Genomic DNA, 17,504 nt, shown 5'->3' with positions numbered 1-17,504 from the left:
CCGTCTCCTCACTTCACTTCGAATCCACTGGCAGGCTTGGCGCGGGGTGCCTCGGGCGGAGGTGCGGCCTGTGCCTGGTCGTCGTCGTTATCCTGATCCGGAGCCCCCGGCTTGTCGGGAGCCGCACCTTCCATCCGACCGAAGAGCAGTCGCCGCGCACGCCCCGGCGGGGTATAGGAATCCGTCGGCAAAGCGTAGTCGGCCGGCAGGGGCTTGATCAGGTGGACCGTGACGACGAACAGCAGCTCGGTCCGTTCGTTCTTGAAGCTGTCGCTGCGGAACAAGGTGCCCAGGATCGGCACGTCGCCAAGGAAGGGAAATTTCGTGATGTTGTGGCGCACGTTGTTGCTGATCAGGCCACCGATGGCAAAGCTCTGGCCATCCATCAACTGCACCGTGGTGGAAGCCCGCCGCGTAAGGATCGAGGGCAGGATCGAGGTGCCACCTGAACTACCGGCCAGAGAAACACCGATGCCTTCCGGATTGACGTCCGACACTTCGGGCGCCACCTTCAGGTTGATCCGGCCACCGGAGAGCACGGTGGGAGTGAAGCGCAGCCCTACCCCGAACTCCTTTTCCTCCAGGGTGATCGTACTGGCCCCCCCCAGGGTGCCGGTCTGGGAGACCGGGATGAAAATCTTGCCGCCGGCCAGGAAGCTGCCTTCCTGGCCGCTGATGGCGATCAGGTTCGGCTCGGCGAGAATCTTCAACAGATCGTTCTGATCCTGGCCCTCGAGTAGTGCCTGGGTTTTTTTCGATGTAAACAAAGCCAGTACGCCTTTGCTACTGCTGCCACTGCCATTAATGGGAAAGGCTGATTGAAACTGGCGGATGAAGCCGATACCTGGCAACTGGAAATTGAAACCAGCGCCCATCTGCTCAAGCAGGGTCTTATTGACCTCCGCCACCTTCACTTCCAGCAACACCTGCTGCGGCGCGGCTACGGCCATCATGTTCACTACCCGGGGCGACAACAGGTTCTGGGTCGTCGGGGAAGCCATGTTTGCAGCTCCGCCGCCCGACTGGTTGCTGCCCGGAGGTCCGGTACGCACATAGGCGTTGGCCAGGGTCACGATCTGGTTGGCGTTCAGGGCATCGGACACGGTGCCGGAAAGGACCAGGCTGTCTGCTGCGGAACTGACCTTGACGCCGGTTTCATCGGGCAAGAGTTCGGCGATCTTGGCGCGCAGTCCGGCGGTGTCGAAGCCGACCACCACATCCACCACCACGCACTTGCCACTCTTGCCCTGCAGGATCATGTTGGTCGCGCCGTTGTCCATGCCCAGCACGTAGAGCAACTGCGGCGAGACCAGACGGGCCTCGACCACCTTGGGATTGCCCAGGCTGCGCCGGATGATCGGCTCGGGCAGCCGCAGCAGGGTGGATTTTCCCGTCGCTACATTGACCATGGTCGGCTGGGTCACCTCGCCGCTACAGTTGGGGCCATCGCCCCGGCTCGGCGCCGCCGGAGCGCCGGCCGACTGGGTCTGCCCCGCCCCGGGAGCGGCCTTGGCTACCTTCATCGCCCCAGCGCTGCTGGCTGCGCCCTGGGAGGCGGCCACGTTGCTGTATTCCACTGCCGTCTGAGCCAGCGCCCCCCCACCCCCCAGGGCCAACAACAGGCCCAAGGCCCAGCCGCTCGGGCGGCTGGAACGGTTGCGTAGTGTCGTGCCATGGTGTGCCATGATTTTTTCTCCTTGCCCCCGCACTGAGGTCAGAAACATTCCTGAGAGGTTTGCGTACCTGTGAGCACCTTCACGCAGTTGCCGCCTCCGGCTGACCTCCCGGCTGCCGGCCTCACCGCTTTCTTCACCGGTTCCGGCTTGCTGGCCGGCGCCCCTGCCGGTGCCGGAGCGGTCCGGGCCGCCTGGGCCACCAGCAGGGTCTGCTTGGTTGCCCCAGCGGTCTTGGCATCCTGGGTTTCCACCTGATTGCGCAGCACCAGGGACAACGTGCCAACGCTGCGGGCCAGGTCGAGCTTCTCGGCCTCTTCAGGCGAGACTTCCAGGGTCACGGCATTCACCACCTTGGGCTTTGCTTCGTCCCTGCTTGCCTCTTGGGCCACGGCAAGCACCAGGATGCGCTCCAGCACGATCTTGGATATCTGCCGGTCCTGGTTGCTCTGATTGGCTCCCTCTTCCTGGGTGTTGACCATGATGTCCACGTAGTTGCCGGGAAGGGCGAAGCCCGCCACTCCGACCACTTCGTTGACCTTGACCGTCATGGCACGCCGCCCTGAGGCGATCACGGCGGACAGGCCAGCCTTGCTGCCCACCGGTGCTAACTTGGATTCCAGGATCGGCTCCCCGCGCTGGATAGCCACCCGGGTCACCCGGCTGCCCAGGTCCTTGGCTTCGGTAAAGGCGCCCGGCGGCATGCTGTCCCGGGGCCAATCCACCAGCTTGACCATTTCAGGATTGAGGGGCTGCCCCAATTGGAGGTCCACGCTCGCCACCGCGAGCCGATTGGTATTGCCGGTGGCCTGCTGATTGACCCAGCGCGCCGCGGCGACGACAGCCAGCACCCCCGCCACCAGCGATACCGCGAACATGACCAACGCTCTTGTGTTTTTCATTTCAACCCCCAATCGCGGGCCCCGCTGCACGGCGAGTTCGACGTACCGCGGGCCACCCTGCTTACTCCGTTACGAAGTAGGTTTCCCACGCATGCCTTATGGCTGTTTTTGTCAGCTCTGGCGGCTCGTTGTTGTAGATCGCCAGATCACGCACCTGTCCCAACAAGTCACGCGGATAGCATGCAAGTAATGGACGGTTAAAATGCCCATGTAGTTCCCGAACGAGGTAGTCAAAAACGTCTTCTTTGAAAGTTATTTTCTGCTCCGTGCAATATTTCTCGAAAATTTTTCGATAATCATCCACGGACAGCGAACCGATGCGGATCTTGTAGCCCAGGCGTCGCAAAAAAGCTTCGTCGGCCAAATCGCTCGGATTTAGGTTGGTTGAGAACACCACCACCACGTCGAAGGGCACCCGGAATTTGTAACCGGTGTGAAGCGCCAGGTAGTCACAGCGCCGATCCAGCGGGACGATCCAGCGGTTCATCAGATCCCGGGGGGCCACCAGCTGGCGCCCCAGGTCGTCCACGATGAAGATGCCGTTGTTGGCCTTGAAGTGCGGCGGCGCCTGGTAGAAGCGACTGCTCTCGTCGAAATGCAGATCCAGCATCGGCAGGCTCAATTCGCCGCCGGTCAGCACCACGGGGCGCTCACACAACACCCAGCGCTGATCCACCATCTCGCGCCGGTCGATCAACCCGCCGGGGCGCTCGGGAATCGGTACCGGCTTGTGCACCAACGGATCCAGCACCTGGATGACTTCCCCATCCACCAGCACGGCGTGGGGCACCGGCACCGCCCCACCAAGCAGGCGGCAGAGGCGCTCGGCCAGATAGGTCTTGCCGCTGCCCGCCGGGCCATACACGAACATGGCCCGCCCCGAGTTCATGGCCGGCCCGAAGCGATCCAGCATGCCGTCGGGCACGATCACGTCGGCAAAGGCGTGCTCCACTTCATCCCGGCTCACGTGGCCCCGGCTGATGGAGTGCTGTTCGACGACCCGGGTATAGTCCGCCAGGGTCACGGGCGCTGGCCCGGCGTACTGGCAGCGTTCCAACTTCTCGATGGCCCGGCGCCGGCCTTCCTCGGTGAGTTGGTACTCCACGTCACCTTCGTTGCTGCCACGCCGCGCCACCTCGATCAGGCGTTCGTTGCGCAGAAAAACCAGCACCGCATCCAGCACTCCCCGGGACAGGCGGACATGGGCCGACAGTTCGGCCAAGGAAAGCTTGCCGCGCAGGAACAGGGTCTTTGCCAGCAGGTCGGCAATGAACAACGGTTCAAGGCCGGTGGCCTCGACCGTTGCGGGCCGCCGCGGCATCAGGGAAGCGACCTGGTCATGGGCGCCCGGTGGCGACTTGCGCCGCTCCACGATGAACCCCTCGGAATCGGCACGCGGCAGGCCGATCGCTGAATCCGACATCAACATCGCGCTCTCCTTCGTTGAGGACCGGCGCGGGCAGCGTTGTACCCGCCGCCACGACTCACATCAGCACCCATCCCTGTTTGAACAGGGCCACCAGAAGCAACGCCCCTGCAGCAATCGCCACGCCGTAGGGAATTGCGCCCACGGAGGGCAGGCCCCCATCCTCCCCGGCCCGCGCCAAGGCAGGCGCCCGCGTCAGGCCCAGGGTCTGCCACATCACCCACAAGTTGGCCATGACCTGAGGCCAGGCCCGCTTTGCCGTCAGCCACGCGACGACCCAGATTCCGCCCAGGAGGAAGGTCAGCAACGTGACCCAGACGACTCCCCACGGGCCGACAAATGCTCCGACCAGCCCCATCAACTTGACATCGCCGGCGGCCATGCCGCGGAGCAGAAAGAAGGGCAGCAATATCCCGATGCCGGCCGCCAGTCCGGCCAGACCACGCAGCCAGCCCAGGTCATAGGGATAGAAAAGGTGCCAGAGGAAGGCCACGGCCAAACCGCACAGGATCAGACGGTTGGAAATGCGCCGACGGTGCAGGTCGCCCACGGCGGCGGCCAGCACGAAACCGGCCAGGAGCACCAGGCGAAACTCGATAAACCAGGCGCCGTCGGCAACGACCAGGAAGCCGTCCTGGATGAAGAGCGGGTGCGCCATTTTTTTCTCCCCCTGCACATCTAGCAGCGGCTGCAGGAATTTCCGGGCGCAACTTCCCCTCCCCGGCTCATCGCTGCCGTCGGTGTAATGGCGATATGGTTTTTAGAGCGAGCAGCTTGTGCCGAACGAGGCCACGCAGTTGCCCAAGTTGGTCCACAAGGTTGCGACGGACCCCCCGGCAAAGAGCAGGGCAACGATTAGAGCAATGGCGATCAACCAAGCCACCAGTGCGTACTCGGTCCCGGTGACGCCTTGTTCTTCCACGAGCAGGTCACGGAACCGTCGCAACGCTCCTCCGCAAGAGACCCCCATGACTCCCCCGCTTTCTGCGGCACTGGGAGGTGCCGCATTCATACCCCTGGCACGAACTCAGCAAGCGCTCGACGGATTGGACAAACACGCCCCGATGCGGTTGAAGAGAGCATTGAGGTTCGTCCCCGCCAAGGATGCGCCGACGATAATGGCGATGGCGATCAAGGCAGCGATCAGACCGTACTCGATGGCCGTCACCCCTTCTTCATCTCGCAGGAAGTCCTGGAGTCTGGTGTGCATAAACCCGTTCATGACTGACCTCCCATCTCAACTAGTGCGTAGATCGACTTCACCCCCGCAACCCGGTGCCACGGAATGCTCCACGGCACCGGTTGCATCGCGCTCAGCAAGCCGCGCTGGGGTTGGCCAGGCAGCGACCGATCCGTGAGAACAAGTTATTGAGGTTGGTCCCCGCCAGCGAGGCCCCAACGATGATCGCGATGGCGATCAGGGCTGCGATCAAGCCGTATTCAATGGCGGTGACACCTTCTTCGTCACGCAGGAAGCGCTGAAATTCGTAGGCAAACTTTTTCATGACCGACTCCTTGAACAGATGACAGAGCAACAAAGCTATGAGAGAGCTGTTCATCCCCGAGCTTGTATGCATCACGGATGACACCGGGGAATGCAAAAAACATCAGCAGACTCCCGTATTTCTTTTATAGATCGGCAAAAATCATCGACAAGGAAATTTTTAACGGTCTTGAACTGCTAATTACTTAAAAGAAATAAGCTGTTCTATAGCAAAAACGCAAAAACAACGCAAATCAACGTACAAACATGAACTATCCGTTCAAATTCATATCGTTAGCAAATACAACAATTAATTTTTACGTTCGTACCCGCCAGCCAATTTAAAACGCATCACGGCCAGCAAGGTCATCAACATGTTGTTCGTTTTGATGCTTTTGTCCTCTCCCCAGCGCACGCCCCAAATGCGTCACACGCCAGCAAATAACCCCATCTGGCGAAGGGTCTGTGTTCAGTTAGAGGCAGGGGGTAGGGGGGCGTTTCGTCAAGGCGACAGGCGTGCAGGTTTACCGACTAAACGGTAGCAGCGTGCCCAAATGGGATAGTCCCCCCTGCCTTCGGGACGCGGTATGCCGTGACAGAGTGTGCGAACGAGGAGATCAGCGCACGAACAGAGGCGGCTGCGGGCTATGCCGCCTGCCGACGCTCATGGCGGAAGTACAGGGCCACCATCAGCCCCCCCGCCAGGAACATGGTCCCCTGGCCCCACGTCAGGTGGAGCGGGGCGGCCCAGAGGAAGGGCACGAAGGCGATGGAGGCCAGGGAGTTGATGGCCGACTGGACGAAGGACTGGACCGACGCCGCCAGGCCACGCTGGGTCGGAAAGATATCCAGGGCAAGCAGGGTCAGCACCGGCATCGACACCGACATGCCCACCGTATAGAGGCCGATCGCCAGCACGTTCTGCGGGACACCAGGCGGCAACCACAGACAGACGGCCAGATTGAGCAGGGTGGCGGCCCCCATCACCGTCATGGCCAGGGTCAGCAACTGGCGCGGGCTGCGCCGCCCGGCCAGGCGACCGGATAGCCACGACCCGATCATTAAGCCCCCCATGCCCGGGCCAAACAGCCAGTAGAACTGGGTCTCGCCCAACCCCAGGTGCTGCATCAGGAACACCGGGGCGGAGAGCACATAGACGAAGAAGCCCATGAAGAAGAAACCAATCCCCAGGCATGCGCTCATGAACGCCGGCTGGGTAAAAGCCTGTCGATAGGCGCGGAGCAAATAGCCGGCGGAGAACGGCTGACGCTGATGGTGCGGCAGGGTTTCGGGCAGGTAGCGCCAGCACAGCACCAGCAGCGCCAGGGCAAAGCCGGCGAGGAAGACGAAGACCGCCCGCCAGCCCAGCAGGGTTTCGAGCCAGCCGCCGATCACCGGGGCCACCGCCGGCGCCAGGGCGAACATGATGGCCACGTGGGCCATCAGCTTCTGGGCCTGAGCCCCATCGAAGAGATCCCGGATCAGCGCCCGGGAGATGACGATGCCGGCTCCCGCCGTCACGCCCTGCAGCAAGCGTCCCAGCCACAGCACCTCGATGCGGGGCGCCAGGGCGCAGAGCACCGAGGCCAGGGCAAACAGGGCGAAGCCGGCGAGTACCACCCGCTTGCGCCCATAGGCGTCGGACAAGGCGCCGTGCCACAGGGTCATCAGGGCAAAAGGCGCCAGGTAGTAGGTCAGCGTCTGCTGTACCGCCAGCTCACCGGCGCCCAACTCGCTCCCAATGGCATGGAACGACGGCAGGTAGGCGTCGATGGAAAACGGGCCGAGGGCGGCCATGGCTGCCAGCAGCAGGGCCAGCCCCCGAGGCGGTGTCACGGAAGGTGAAGACGGCATAGGTAGTCGATCCGGAACGGCATGAAACCGCTGCGGCATAGAAGAAGACAGGGAGACGGCGTCAGCCGCCCGGGCGCAAAGCGAGGGCTTCGGCGAGGTGGCCGGGGGCCAGGGTCCGAGACCCGGCCAAGTCGGCAATGGTACGCGCAACCCGCAGCACCCGGTGGTAGGCCCGGGGGGACAGGGCGAGCCGCTCCACCGCCTGGGCCAGCAGCGCGGCGCCGGCGGCATCTGGCCGGGCATGCTGCTCCAGGGCCGCGCCCTCGAGGCGCGCATTGACGCACCCCTGGCGATCCAGGGCCCGCTGGTGGGCCTGGGCCACCCGGCCGGCAACCGCGGCACTGCTCTCGCCCGGCCGAGCGTTGGCCAACTCGGTGGCGGACAGGGCCGGCACCTCGACCTGCAGGTCGAGCCGATCGAGCAAGGGGCCGGACAACCGTCCCCGGTAGCGGGCGACCTGATCGGGCGTGCAGCGGCAGGGCCGCTGCGGGTGCCCCAAGTAGCCGCAGGGGCAGGGATTCATGGCCGCCACCAGGCGAAAACGGGCGGGGTAATCGGCCCGCCGACCGACCCGGGAAACCTGGATACGCCCGGATTCCAAGGGCTCGCGCAGGGATTCGAGGACGCGCCGGTCGAATTCCGGCAACTCGTCGAGAAACAGCACGCCGGCATGGGCCAGGGAGATTTCCCCGGGGCGGGCGTCATTGCCCCCCCCGACCAGGGCCGGCGCCGAAGCGGAATGGTGCGGGCTACGCTGGACACGCCGACCGAAGGCGGCTGGATCGAACAGGCCGGCGACCGAAAGCAGGGCGGCCGATTCGAGGGCCTCCTCTTCGCTCAAGGGCGGCAGGATGCCCTGCAGCCGGGCGGCCAACATCGACTTGCCGGTACCCGGCGGCCCGACCAGCAGCAACGCATGGGCACCAGCGGCAGCGATTTCCAGCGCCCGGCGGGCGCCGGCCTGCCCTTTCACATCGGATAAATCGGGATAGCCAGGGGTCGGGATGGCCTCCACCGCGGGTGCGGCCAGGGGCGTCTGCCCGGTCAGATGGGCGCATACCGCCGCCAGCGTCGTGGCACCCAGCACATTCCCCTTGGGTGCGAGCGCCGCCTCCGTCGCCGACGCACTGGGCAGGATCAATGCCCGGCCGGCATCACGGGCCGCCAGAGCCATCGACAGGCCGCCGCGCACCGGGCGCAATTCGCCGGAAAGAGAAAGCTCACCGGCCAGTTCCACCCCGGCCAGGGCGGTGGTGGGCAATTGTCCGGTGGCCGCCAGCAGGCCAATGGCAATCGGCAGGTCGAAGCGGCCGGAATCCTTGGGCAGGTCGGCAGGCGCCAGATTCACGGTGAGCCGACGGGCGGGAAAATCGAAACCGGCCGTCAGCAGGGCGGCGCGGACCCGGTCCCGAGCTTCGCGGACCTCGGCTTCAGGCAGGCCGACCAGGGAGAAGGCGGGTAGGCCGTTGGCCACGTGGACTTCCACCATCACGGGCGGGGCGGCCACGCCGGCCAAGGCGCGACTGTGGACCTGGGCCAGGCTCATGGCGCCGGATCGCGGGTGGCTTCGATCTGGATTTCGAGCGCCACCTCGTCACCCACGAAGGGGAGAAAGGCATTCATGCCGAAATCGGAGCGGCGCAGACTGCCTCGAACATTGGCGCCGCAAACCGTCTGACGGGTGAGCGGCTGGGTGCCGCAGCGGAACTGGGTAATGATCAGGGAGACGGGGCGGGTCACGCCACGCAGGGTCAGATCCCCTTCCAAGCCCACCGGCAGGTCGTCGCGGAAATAGAGCTGACGGCTGCGGAAGGTCAGGGTGGGGTAGCGCTCGACCTGGAAGAAGTCGTCGCCGCGCAGCACCTTTTCCAGGGCCTCCAGCCCGGTATCGACGCTAGCCGCGTCGATCGTGATCGCCACCTCGCCCCGCCGGGCCTCCCGGTCGAGCAGTACGCTGCCCCGGGTCTGGTTGAAGCGCCCGCGTTGCAGGGAAAAGCCCAGGTGACTGACTTCGAATTGGGGAAAGGTGTGGGTCGGATCGACGGTGAAGCGCTCCGGTGCCGCGACGGCGGGCAATGCCCCAGGCAGGAGCAAGGCGAGCACGACGCCGGGCCAGCGGCCTGTCTGGCGCACACAGCCCGACGCGTGCCCCGGTCTCATCACATCACCTCAGCTCTTGCCGCCCAGCTGCTTTTCCAGCTCGCCGACCCGGGCTTCCAGGGTCTCAAGCTTTTCCCGGGTCTTGGCCAGCACCTGGGTCTGGATATCGAATTCCTCCCGGGTCACCAGATCCAGCTTGGCAAAGAAGCCACTCATCATGCTGCGCACGTTCTTTTCAATATCCGCAGCGGGCGAGGCCGCCAACAGGGCACTCATGCGGTTGGAGAACTCTTCGAAAGCCTTCGGGTCAATCATGACGATGTCCTTGAAATGAGCTGTAGCCTATCTCCGATCGAGTGTAGCACAGGGGCCTTGCCGTCTCGGCCACACCCCGCCTTGGCCGGTGCTTCGCCATAACGTTGTGTTGATAGCGACCCGTCGGATCTTGATCTCTCTTTTACGCGTCCTGGGCGACTATCTCCTGCGCCTGCCAGCATTCACCCCGACCCTGCCGAATTGAATGGTGCCGGTTGCGGATTGCTCCCGTCACAGAGGTTCAGCATACCCATCCCCCGCATCGTGCTTTTCCCGTGCAGCGTTATTCATCTGCGCCATAAAGCACTCGCACCGGGATGGTGCGTATGCCAATATGTTCGCGCTGCAACGGTGCGAATCCTTTCTTGCACCAGCAATGCAACCTTGTAACCATTTAATTATTAGATATATTTTTGGTTGGCACGGTGGCTGCTTTTACGGCGATGTAGTTTTTTCATTTGCTGAGACAAAGGAGTCCAACATGCGTAAAACCCTTCTTGCCATCGCCGTCGCCTCCCTCGGCCTGAGCGCCCTGCCGGCCTTCGCCCAATCCGCCGCTCCCGAGGCCAGCGCCGAGCCCGCCAGCCCGCACACCCTGACCGCCAACGTCGGCCTGTTCTCCAGCTACCGGTTCCGCGGCATCGATCAGACCTACGGCCAGCCGGCGCTGCAAGGCGGTTTCGACTACTCCCATGCCAGCGGCTTCTACGTGGGTAACTGGAACTCCAACGTCGCCTCCGGCGCCGGCTTCCCCGGCGGCAATCTGGAAATGGACTTCTACGGCGGCTGGAAGCAAACCTTTGGCGACTTCGGCGTCGACCTGGGCGCCCTGCTGTACTACTACCCGGGCTCCGGCAAAGGCCCCCTGGTCGGCAAAACCGGTGGTGAAACCGTCACCAACAAGGAACTGTACGTGGCCGGCTCCTGGAAGTTCGTGACATTGAAGTACTCCTACGCCATCGACGACTACTTCGCTGCCAAGGGCATCAACGCCAGCGGCGCCGCCACCGGCCGTAGCACTGCCGGCACGTCGTACCTCGACCTGTCGGCCAACTACGACCTGGGCGACGGCTGGGGCGTCAACGCCCACGTCGGCCAGCTGTACTTCAAGAATGTGCACAACGGCGACTACACCGACTGGAAGGTCGGCGTGACCAAGGATCTCAGCGGCTGGGTGGTGGGTGCCTCCTACGTCGGCACCAACGCCAAGGGCAGCTGCTCCGGTGTCGGCGTGAATCCCTACTGCTTCGCCAAGAGCATCGATACCGACGGCAACGTGAGCTCCAGCAAGCACAACGCCGGCAAGGGCATCGCCGTCCTGTCCGTTTCCCGTACGTTCTAACTTTCTCCGCAGAGGCACGACATGAAACTGGTCACCGCCATCATCAAGCCGTTCAAGCTTGACGAGGTCCGGGAAGCCCTCGCCGCCGTCGGCGTGCAGGGCATCACCGTGACCGAGGTCAAAGGCTTCGGCCGGCAAAAGGGGCACACCGAGCTGTACCGGGGTGCCGAGTACGTGGTCGATTTCCTGCCCAAGGTCAAGATCGAAGCCGCCGTGCGCGACGAGATCCTCGACCAGGTGGTGGAAGCCATCGAGAAGTCTGCCTGCACCGGCAAGATCGGCGACGGCAAGATCTTCGTCTTCCCGCTTGAACAAGTGATCCGCATCCGCACCGGTGAAACCGGTGAAGACGCGCTCTAACCGAGGGAGTCCCATGATGAAACGGCTCTTTGCACGTCTCGGCCTCGCCCTGGCCCTGGTCGGAACGGTGGCGTTCACCGCTCCGGCCTTCGCCGACGACAAGCCGGCCTCCGCCACCCCGGCCGTCACCGCTCCCGCAGCAGCGGCACCGGCCGCGGCGGCTCCCGCACCTGCCGCCGCTCCGGCGGCGGAAGCCCCCGCCGCAGAGGCCGCACCGGCCCCCACGGTGAACAAAGGCGACACCGCCTGGGTGATGGTCTGCACCGCCCTGGTGATGCTGATGTCGATCCCCGGCCTGGCCCTCTTCTACGGCGGCCTGGTGCGCTCGAAGAACATGCTCTCCGTGCTCATGCAGGTGTTCATGGTCTTCTCGCTGATCACTGTGCTGTGGGTGATCTACGGCTACTCGATCGCCTTTACCGAGGGCAACGCCTTCTTCGGCAGCCTCGACAAGCTGTTCCTCAAGGGCGTCACCCCGGATAGCCTGGCCGCCACCTTCAGCAAGGGCGTGGCCATCCCCGAGATGGTGTACATCGCCTTCCAGGGGGCCTTCGCCTGCATCACCTGCGGCCTGATCGTCGGCGCCTTCGCCGAGCGCATCAAGTTCTCCGCGGTGCTGCTGTTCATGGTGATCTGGTTCACCCTGGCCTACCTGCCGATGGCGCACATGGTGTGGTACTGGGCGGGTCCGGACGGCTACCTCGACGCCGCCTCGGCGGACAAGCTCAACGCCACCGCCGGCTTCCTCTTCCAGAAGGGCGCGCTGGACTTCGCCGGCGGCACCGTGGTGCACATCAACGCCGCCGTGGCCGGCCTGGTGGGGGCCTTCCTGGTGGGCAAGCGGGTTGGCTACGGCCGTGAATCCATGGCCCCGCACAGCCTGACCATGACCATGATCGGCGCCTCCCTGCTGTGGGTGGGCTGGTACGGTTTCAACGCCGGTTCCGCCCTGGAAGCCAACGGCTCCGCCGCCCTGGCCTTCCTCAACACCTGGGTGGCCACCGCCTGCGCAGCCCTCTCCTGGGTCTTCGCCGAGTGGATGATCAAGGGCAAGCCTTCCATGCTGGGTGCCGCCTCCGGCGCCGTCGCCGGCCTGGTGGCGATCACCCCGGCCGCCGGCTTCGTCGGCTTCGTCGGCTCGATCATCATGGGTCTGCTGGCGGGCGTGGTCTGCCTGTGGGGCGTCAATGGCCTGAAGCGCCTGCTCGGCGCCGACGACTCCCTGGACGTGTTCGGTGTCCACGGCGTGGGCGGCATCATGGGGGCGATCCTCACCGGCGTGTTCGCCGACCCCGCCCTGGGCGGGGCCGGCATCTACGACTACGTGGCTAACAAGGTCGCCGACAGCTACTCCATCGCCGACCAGGTGATCGCCCAGCTGACCGGCGTCGGCGTCACCCTGGTCTGGTCCGGAGTGGTCGCCCTGGTGGCCTACAAGCTGGTGGACATGTTCATCGGCCTGCGGGTCCCCGAGGAGGAAGAACGGGAAGGCCTGGACATCACCTCCCACGGCGAGTCCGCTTACCACATGTAAGGCGCGGGACCTCCCGCAACGCAACGGGCGCCTTCGGGCGCCCGTTGTCGTTTCTGACGCACCGGGATGACGCGTGGCCAGGTGGCGCTGCTATGCTGAAACCATGCGCATCGTTCAACTCAGCGACCTCCATCTCCAGCCGCCCCCGAGCCTGCTCTACGGCCGGGTGGATACGGCCGCCTGCCTGACGGCGGCCCTGGCGCGCATCGCCACCCTGGCTCCCGACCTGGTGCTGTTGAGCGGCGACCTGGCCGACCGGGGCAGCGCCGTCGAATACGACTGGCTCGCCCGCGCCCTGGCCAGCCTGCCCTGCCCGGTGGCGCTCATGCCGGGCAACCACGACCGGCGTGCCGCCCTGCGTACCGCCTTCCCCGAGCAGCACTGGGGCGGCGATATCGATGCTCCCTGTCACCGCCGTCTCGACACGCCGGAAGGCGCCCTGCTGCTGCTCGACACCCTGGTCCCCGGTGAGGAATACGGCCGGGTCGACGCGGCCGCCCTGGCCTGGCTCGAATCCGCCTGTCCGACCACCGGCCGGGCGCTTCTGGTCATGCACCACCCGCCCTTCGCCATCGGTATTCCAGGTATGGATGCCATCGCCTGTCGCGGCGAGGCGGCCCTGGCTGCCTGGCTGGCACGCCACGACAACGTTGAAGCGCTGCTGTGCGGCCACGTGCACCGCTTCGTCAGTACCGTCTTCGCGGGTCGCCCGGCCATCACCGCCCCTTCGCCGGCCCACCAGATTGCCCTGGCGCTGGAGGGAACACCCGGCGACCTGGCCTTCACCCTGGAACCCGGCGGCTTCCTGCTGCATCTGTGGCGTGCAGGGCAACCCCTGGTCACCCATTACGTGCCCAACACCCCGGCGCCGACCTACCGCTACGCGGATCTGGGCGGGTAATGAAAAGGGGCGCCGCAGCGCCCCTTTCCCGTGTGCCCCCCCGCCGGCTGGCCGTGGCTGACGGCTCAGCGGAAGACGATGGTCTTGTTGCCGTGGGTCAGCACCCGGTCTTCCAGGTGGTAGCGCAGGCCCCGGGCGAGCACGGTCTTTTCGATGTCCTTGCCGTAGCGCACCAGGTCGTCCGGGGTGTCGGAATGGTCCACCCGGATCACGTCCTGCTCGATGATCGGCCCCTGGTCCAGGTCGGCGGTGACGTAGTGGCAGGTGGCGCCGATCAGCTTCACCCCCTTGGTGTAGGCCTGGTGGTAGGGCTTGGCGCCGACGAAGCTGGGCAGGAAGCTGTGGTGGATGTTGATGATGCGCCCCGGGTAGGCGGCGCACAGCTCCGGCGAGAGGATCTGCATGTAGCGCGCCAGCACCATGGTGTCGCCCTTCACCTCTTCGAAGATGCGCTGGATCTCCTTGAAGGCGGCAACCTTGTTGTCCGCCGTCACCGGAATGTGGTGGAAGGGGATGCCGTGCCACTCGACGAAGCCCTTGAAGGTGTCGTGGTTGGAGATGATGCAGGGAATCTCCACATCCAGCTCCTTGGCCTGCCAGCGGGCCAGCAGGTCGTACAGGCAATGCTCCTGCTTCGACACCAGCAGCACCACCCGCTTCTTCACCGCGCTGTCGGTGATGCGCCAGTCCATGTTCAACTCGGCGGCCAGAGGGGCGAAGCGCTCGCGCAGTTCGGCGAGCATGAAGGGCAGGGAATCGGCCTTCACTTCCAGGCGCATGAAGTAGCGCCCCGGCGCGCTGTCCGAATCCGGCTCGGCGTGGAGCGACGTTTCCAGGATCCAGCCCTTGTGCTGGGCAAAGAAGCCGGACACCTGGGCGACGATGCCGACCCGGTCGGGACAGGAGGCGGTAAGGGTATAGAAGCGTTCGCGGTGCATGGCGGTGGGCAATGGGAAAAACGAGGCGGGGCGGGGCGGCGCGCCGGAGCACTGCCGCCGCCACCGGGTGGGTCACGCTCAGATGCGGGCGCTGGCCTTGAGGATTTCGTCCTGCAGCTGGGCGTAGTCGAGCACCACCGGGTACTGGGGGAACTCGCGGATGACGTTGTCCGGCGGGCAGAAGAGGATGCCGGCGTGGGCTTCGCCGAGCATGGTGGTGTCGTTGTAGGAGTCGCCGGAGGCGATCACCTTGAAGTTCAGCTCCTTAAAGCGCTTCACCGCCTCCTGCTTCTGGTTGGGCATGCGCAGGTGGTAGTTCACCAGGAAGCCCTGGGCGTCGGCTTCGAGCTTGTGGCAGAACAGGGTGGGGAAGCCGAGCTGCTCCATCAGGGGCATGGCGAATTCGTAGAAGGTGTCGGACAGGATCACCACCTGGAAGCGCGGGCGCAGCCACTCGATGAATTCCTTGGCGCCGGGCAGGGGGCCCATTTCGGCGATGACCTTCTGGATGTCCGGCAGGCCCAGGCCGTGCTGCTTGAGGATGCCCAGGCGGTACTGCATCAGCACGTCGTAGTTGGGCTCGTCCCGGGTGGTGCGCTTGAGTTCGGGGATGCCGGTACGGGCGGCGAATTCGACCCAGATTTCGGGGATCAGGACACCTTCCAGGTCAAGACAGACGATTTGCACGAAACACTCCCTGTTTAGCTGCGCCCGTGGGCGAAAAAACAAGGATTTTAGCATCGGCAGCGCCACTTCCCCCGCCCGGGGGAACGGGGCCGAAAGAATCGTCAGTTGGCCAGGACCCGGTCCAGGGTGGCGGCGAATTTCTCGGCGTTCTGGAAACCCACCACCTTGTGGCCGCGCACCTCGCTGCCCTCAGCGTCGAAGAACAGGATACCCGGCGGGCCGAACAGGTTGAAGCGGGCGAGCAGGGCCTTGTCCGCCGCAGCGTTGGCGGTGACGTCGGCCTGGAGCAGGAGGAACTGGTCGAGGCGCGCGCGCACCTTGGGATCGGCAAAGGTGAAGCGCTCCATCTCCTTGCAGCTGACGCACCAGTCGGCATAGAAGTCGAGCATCACCGGCCGGTCGGTGGTGCGCAGCCGGGCATCCAGTTCGGCCAGGCTGGCCACCCGCTCGAAGCGCGGCCCTTCGCTGGCGGCGGCCTGGGCAGTGCCGACACTTCCCGCCTGGGCGACGAAGGGCTTGAGGGGTTGGAGCGGGTCGCGCCCGCCGGCCAGGGTGCCGAGCAGCACTGCCGCGCCGTAGAGCAACAGCACCACCCCCAGGCCCTTCCAGAAGCGCTGCCAGGGGCGGGCGCCGGCGGGCAGGGGGTCGAGGGCGTGCAGGTAGATGGCCGGCACCAGGGCGAGCAGGCCCCAGCCGATCATCACCAGAGCCTCGGGCAGCACCGGTCCCACCAGCCACAGGGCGGTGGCCAGCAGCAGCACGCCGAAGGTCTGGTTGACCCGGGCCATCCACGGGCCGGCCTTGACCAGCAGGGTGCCGGCGGAAGCGCCCAGGGCGATCAGGGGGGCGCCCATGCCCAGAGCCAGGGCGAACAGGGCGGCGCCGCCGAGCAGAGCATCCCGGGTCTGGCCGATGTAGAGCAGGGCGCCGGCCAGGGGCGCGGCGACGCAGGGGCCGACGATCAGGGCCGACAGCACCCCCATGGCTGCCACCCCGGGCAGGGAGCCGCCCTTGAGGTGGGAGGCCTCCTCCGACACCTTGCTTTGCAGGAAGGCCGGCATCTGCAGTTCGTAGAAACCGAACATGGCCAGGGACAGGGCGATGAACACCAGGGCGAAGAAGCCGAGCACCCAGGGGTTCTGCATCAGGGCCGAGAGCAGGGTGCCGGTGAGGCCGGCGGCCACCCCGGCCAGGGCGTAGGTCACCGCCATGCCCAGCACGTAGGCTACGGCCAGGGCAGTGGCCCGGCCCCGGGCCGGCTTGACCTTGCCAGAGCCGACGATGATGCCGGACAGGATCGGCACCATGGGCAGCATGCAGGGGGTCAGCGACAGCCCCAGGCCGGCCACGAAGAAGGCCGCCAGGTTGGCCCAGAAGCCGGCGTGGCGCAGCATACGGGCGATGGCGCCGCTCTCGTCGCCGTCCGCGGCGGCGGCGGCCGTGCTTTTTTCCGGCGTCGCCGGGGCATCGGCCGCAGGCCCAGCATTGGCGCCACTCTCCGGGGTGCTCATGCCGGATGCCGCGTCTGGCGCGGCGTTCGAGCCTGCCCCCTTGGCGAAGGCCGCCAGTCCTTGACCTCCGGCCTGGGCCACCGTCACGTCCATCTCCTGGGGCGGGTAGCAGATGCCGCCCTCGGCGCAGCCCTGGGAAGTGACGGTGATCGTGGCCGGCAGCGTCCCCTGCACCGGCAGGCGGATCGCCACCTGGTCGTAGAACACCTCCACATCGCCGAACAGGTCGTCCTTCTTCATCTTGCCCTTGGGGAAGACCGGCGTGCCAAAGGTGGCGCCCGGGGCCGCGAAGCGGAACTTGTCCCGGTACAGGTAATAGCCCTTGGCGATGGTGAAGCGCACCTCGACACTGGCCGCATCCACCTTGCTGGCACTGGGCTGGAAGGCGACCTTGGGATCGAGGAATTCCTGGGCGGCGGCGGGAGCCGCCAGGGCAAAGGCCAGGACAAACAGGGCGACGAGACGGGCGAGCATGGGC

17 protein-coding genes are annotated in these 17,504 nt (G+C 65.4%); 4 read left to right on the top strand and 13 right to left on the bottom strand.

Annotated elements, in window-relative coordinates:
- Positions 1-8: 8 nt before the first annotated feature.
- The 10 genes from OTERR_RS00380 to OTERR_RS00330 form a co-directional block, all read right to left on the bottom strand.
- A complete protein-coding gene (locus tag OTERR_RS00380) occupies positions 9-1,685 on the bottom strand; it encodes a type II and III secretion system protein family protein (RefSeq protein WP_082396511.1) in 1,677 nt (558 codons plus the stop codon).
- Between the two features lie 29 nt (positions 1,686-1,714).
- The gene (gene cpaB / locus OTERR_RS00375; RefSeq protein ID WP_246154232.1) at positions 1,715-2,551 is read right to left on the bottom strand and encodes a Flp pilus assembly protein CpaB; all 837 of its coding nucleotides are present in this window, start codon (positions 2,549-2,551) and stop codon (positions 1,715-1,717) included.
- A gap of 85 nt (positions 2,552-2,636) precedes the next feature.
- On the bottom strand, positions 2,637-4,004 hold the full coding sequence (locus tag OTERR_RS00370) for an ATP-binding protein (protein WP_246154229.1): 1,368 nt from the start codon (positions 4,002-4,004) through the stop codon (positions 2,637-2,639).
- Between the two features lie 55 nt (positions 4,005-4,059).
- Entirely contained in the window at positions 4,060-4,659 is a 600-nt protein-coding gene (locus OTERR_RS00365) for an A24 family peptidase (protein ID WP_054619813.1), read from the bottom strand.
- A gap of 369 nt (positions 4,660-5,028) precedes the next feature.
- Positions 5,029-5,211: a Flp family type IVb pilin gene (locus tag OTERR_RS00355; protein ID WP_054619976.1), complete on the bottom strand. Its 183-nt coding sequence runs from the start codon at positions 5,209-5,211 to the stop codon at positions 5,029-5,031.
- Between the two features lie 103 nt (positions 5,212-5,314).
- Complete coding sequence (locus OTERR_RS00350) at positions 5,315-5,506, bottom strand: Flp family type IVb pilin (protein WP_054619815.1); 192 nt, start codon at positions 5,504-5,506, stop codon at positions 5,315-5,317.
- A gap of 623 nt (positions 5,507-6,129) precedes the next feature.
- Positions 6,130-7,338, bottom strand: coding sequence for a multidrug effflux MFS transporter (locus OTERR_RS00345; protein ID WP_054619816.1), 1,209 nt, complete (start codon positions 7,336-7,338; stop codon positions 6,130-6,132).
- Between the two features lie 61 nt (positions 7,339-7,399).
- The gene (locus tag OTERR_RS00340) at positions 7,400-8,884 is read right to left on the bottom strand and encodes a YifB family Mg chelatase-like AAA ATPase (protein WP_054619817.1); all 1,485 of its coding nucleotides are present in this window, start codon (positions 8,882-8,884) and stop codon (positions 7,400-7,402) included.
- Positions 8,881-9,441: a YceI family protein gene (locus tag OTERR_RS00335; RefSeq protein WP_223115969.1), complete on the bottom strand. Its 561-nt coding sequence runs from the start codon at positions 9,439-9,441 to the stop codon at positions 8,881-8,883. Before OTERR_RS00335 ends, OTERR_RS00340 begins: the two co-directional genes overlap by 4 nt.
- Before the next feature lie 66 nt (positions 9,442-9,507).
- On the bottom strand, positions 9,508-9,753 hold the full coding sequence (locus OTERR_RS00330; RefSeq protein ID WP_054619819.1) for an accessory factor UbiK family protein: 246 nt from the start codon (positions 9,751-9,753) through the stop codon (positions 9,508-9,510).
- A gap of 481 nt (positions 9,754-10,234) precedes the next feature.
- Between OTERR_RS00330 and OTERR_RS00325 the strand changes: the two genes are divergently transcribed.
- The 4 genes from OTERR_RS00325 to OTERR_RS00310 all read left to right on the top strand — a co-directional run bounded on the left by OTERR_RS00325 (position 10,235) and on the right by OTERR_RS00310 (position 13,890).
- Positions 10,235-11,095 (top strand): TorF family putative porin, encoded by an 861-nt coding sequence (locus tag OTERR_RS00325; RefSeq protein ID WP_054619820.1) that lies wholly within the window; start codon positions 10,235-10,237, stop codon positions 11,093-11,095.
- A 21-nt stretch (positions 11,096-11,116) separates the two neighbouring features.
- Complete coding sequence (gene glnK / locus OTERR_RS00320; protein ID WP_054619821.1) at positions 11,117-11,455, top strand: P-II family nitrogen regulator; 339 nt, start codon at positions 11,117-11,119, stop codon at positions 11,453-11,455.
- Positions 11,456-11,471: 16 nt separating this feature from the next.
- Positions 11,472-12,989, top strand: coding sequence for an ammonium transporter (locus tag OTERR_RS00315; protein WP_149424513.1), 1,518 nt, complete (start codon positions 11,472-11,474; stop codon positions 12,987-12,989).
- Positions 12,990-13,092: 103 nt separating this feature from the next.
- The gene (locus OTERR_RS00310) at positions 13,093-13,890 is read left to right on the top strand and encodes a phosphodiesterase (protein ID WP_149424512.1); all 798 of its coding nucleotides are present in this window, start codon (positions 13,093-13,095) and stop codon (positions 13,888-13,890) included.
- A 65-nt stretch (positions 13,891-13,955) separates the two neighbouring features.
- Here the strand turns inward: OTERR_RS00310 and purU are convergent, their stop codons facing one another.
- The 3 genes from purU to dsbD form a co-directional block, all read right to left on the bottom strand.
- Positions 13,956-14,828, bottom strand: coding sequence for a formyltetrahydrofolate deformylase (purU, locus tag OTERR_RS00305; RefSeq protein WP_054619824.1), 873 nt, complete (start codon positions 14,826-14,828; stop codon positions 13,956-13,958).
- Positions 14,829-14,906: 78 nt separating this feature from the next.
- Complete coding sequence (thrH, locus tag OTERR_RS00300) at positions 14,907-15,515, bottom strand: bifunctional phosphoserine phosphatase/homoserine phosphotransferase ThrH (RefSeq protein ID WP_149424511.1); 609 nt, start codon at positions 15,513-15,515, stop codon at positions 14,907-14,909.
- A 101-nt stretch (positions 15,516-15,616) separates the two neighbouring features.
- Entirely contained in the window at positions 15,617-17,500 is a 1,884-nt protein-coding gene (gene dsbD, locus OTERR_RS00295) for a protein-disulfide reductase DsbD (protein ID WP_149424510.1), read from the bottom strand.
- Positions 17,501-17,504 lie beyond the last annotated feature (4 nt).

It is taken from the genome of Oryzomicrobium terrae (genome assembly GCF_008274805.1).
GTDB lineage: Bacteria > Pseudomonadota > Gammaproteobacteria > Burkholderiales > Rhodocyclaceae > Oryzomicrobium > Oryzomicrobium terrae.
The sequence above is the reverse complement of the archived record's forward strand: the minus strand, read 5'-3'. Positions and strand labels throughout refer to the sequence as shown.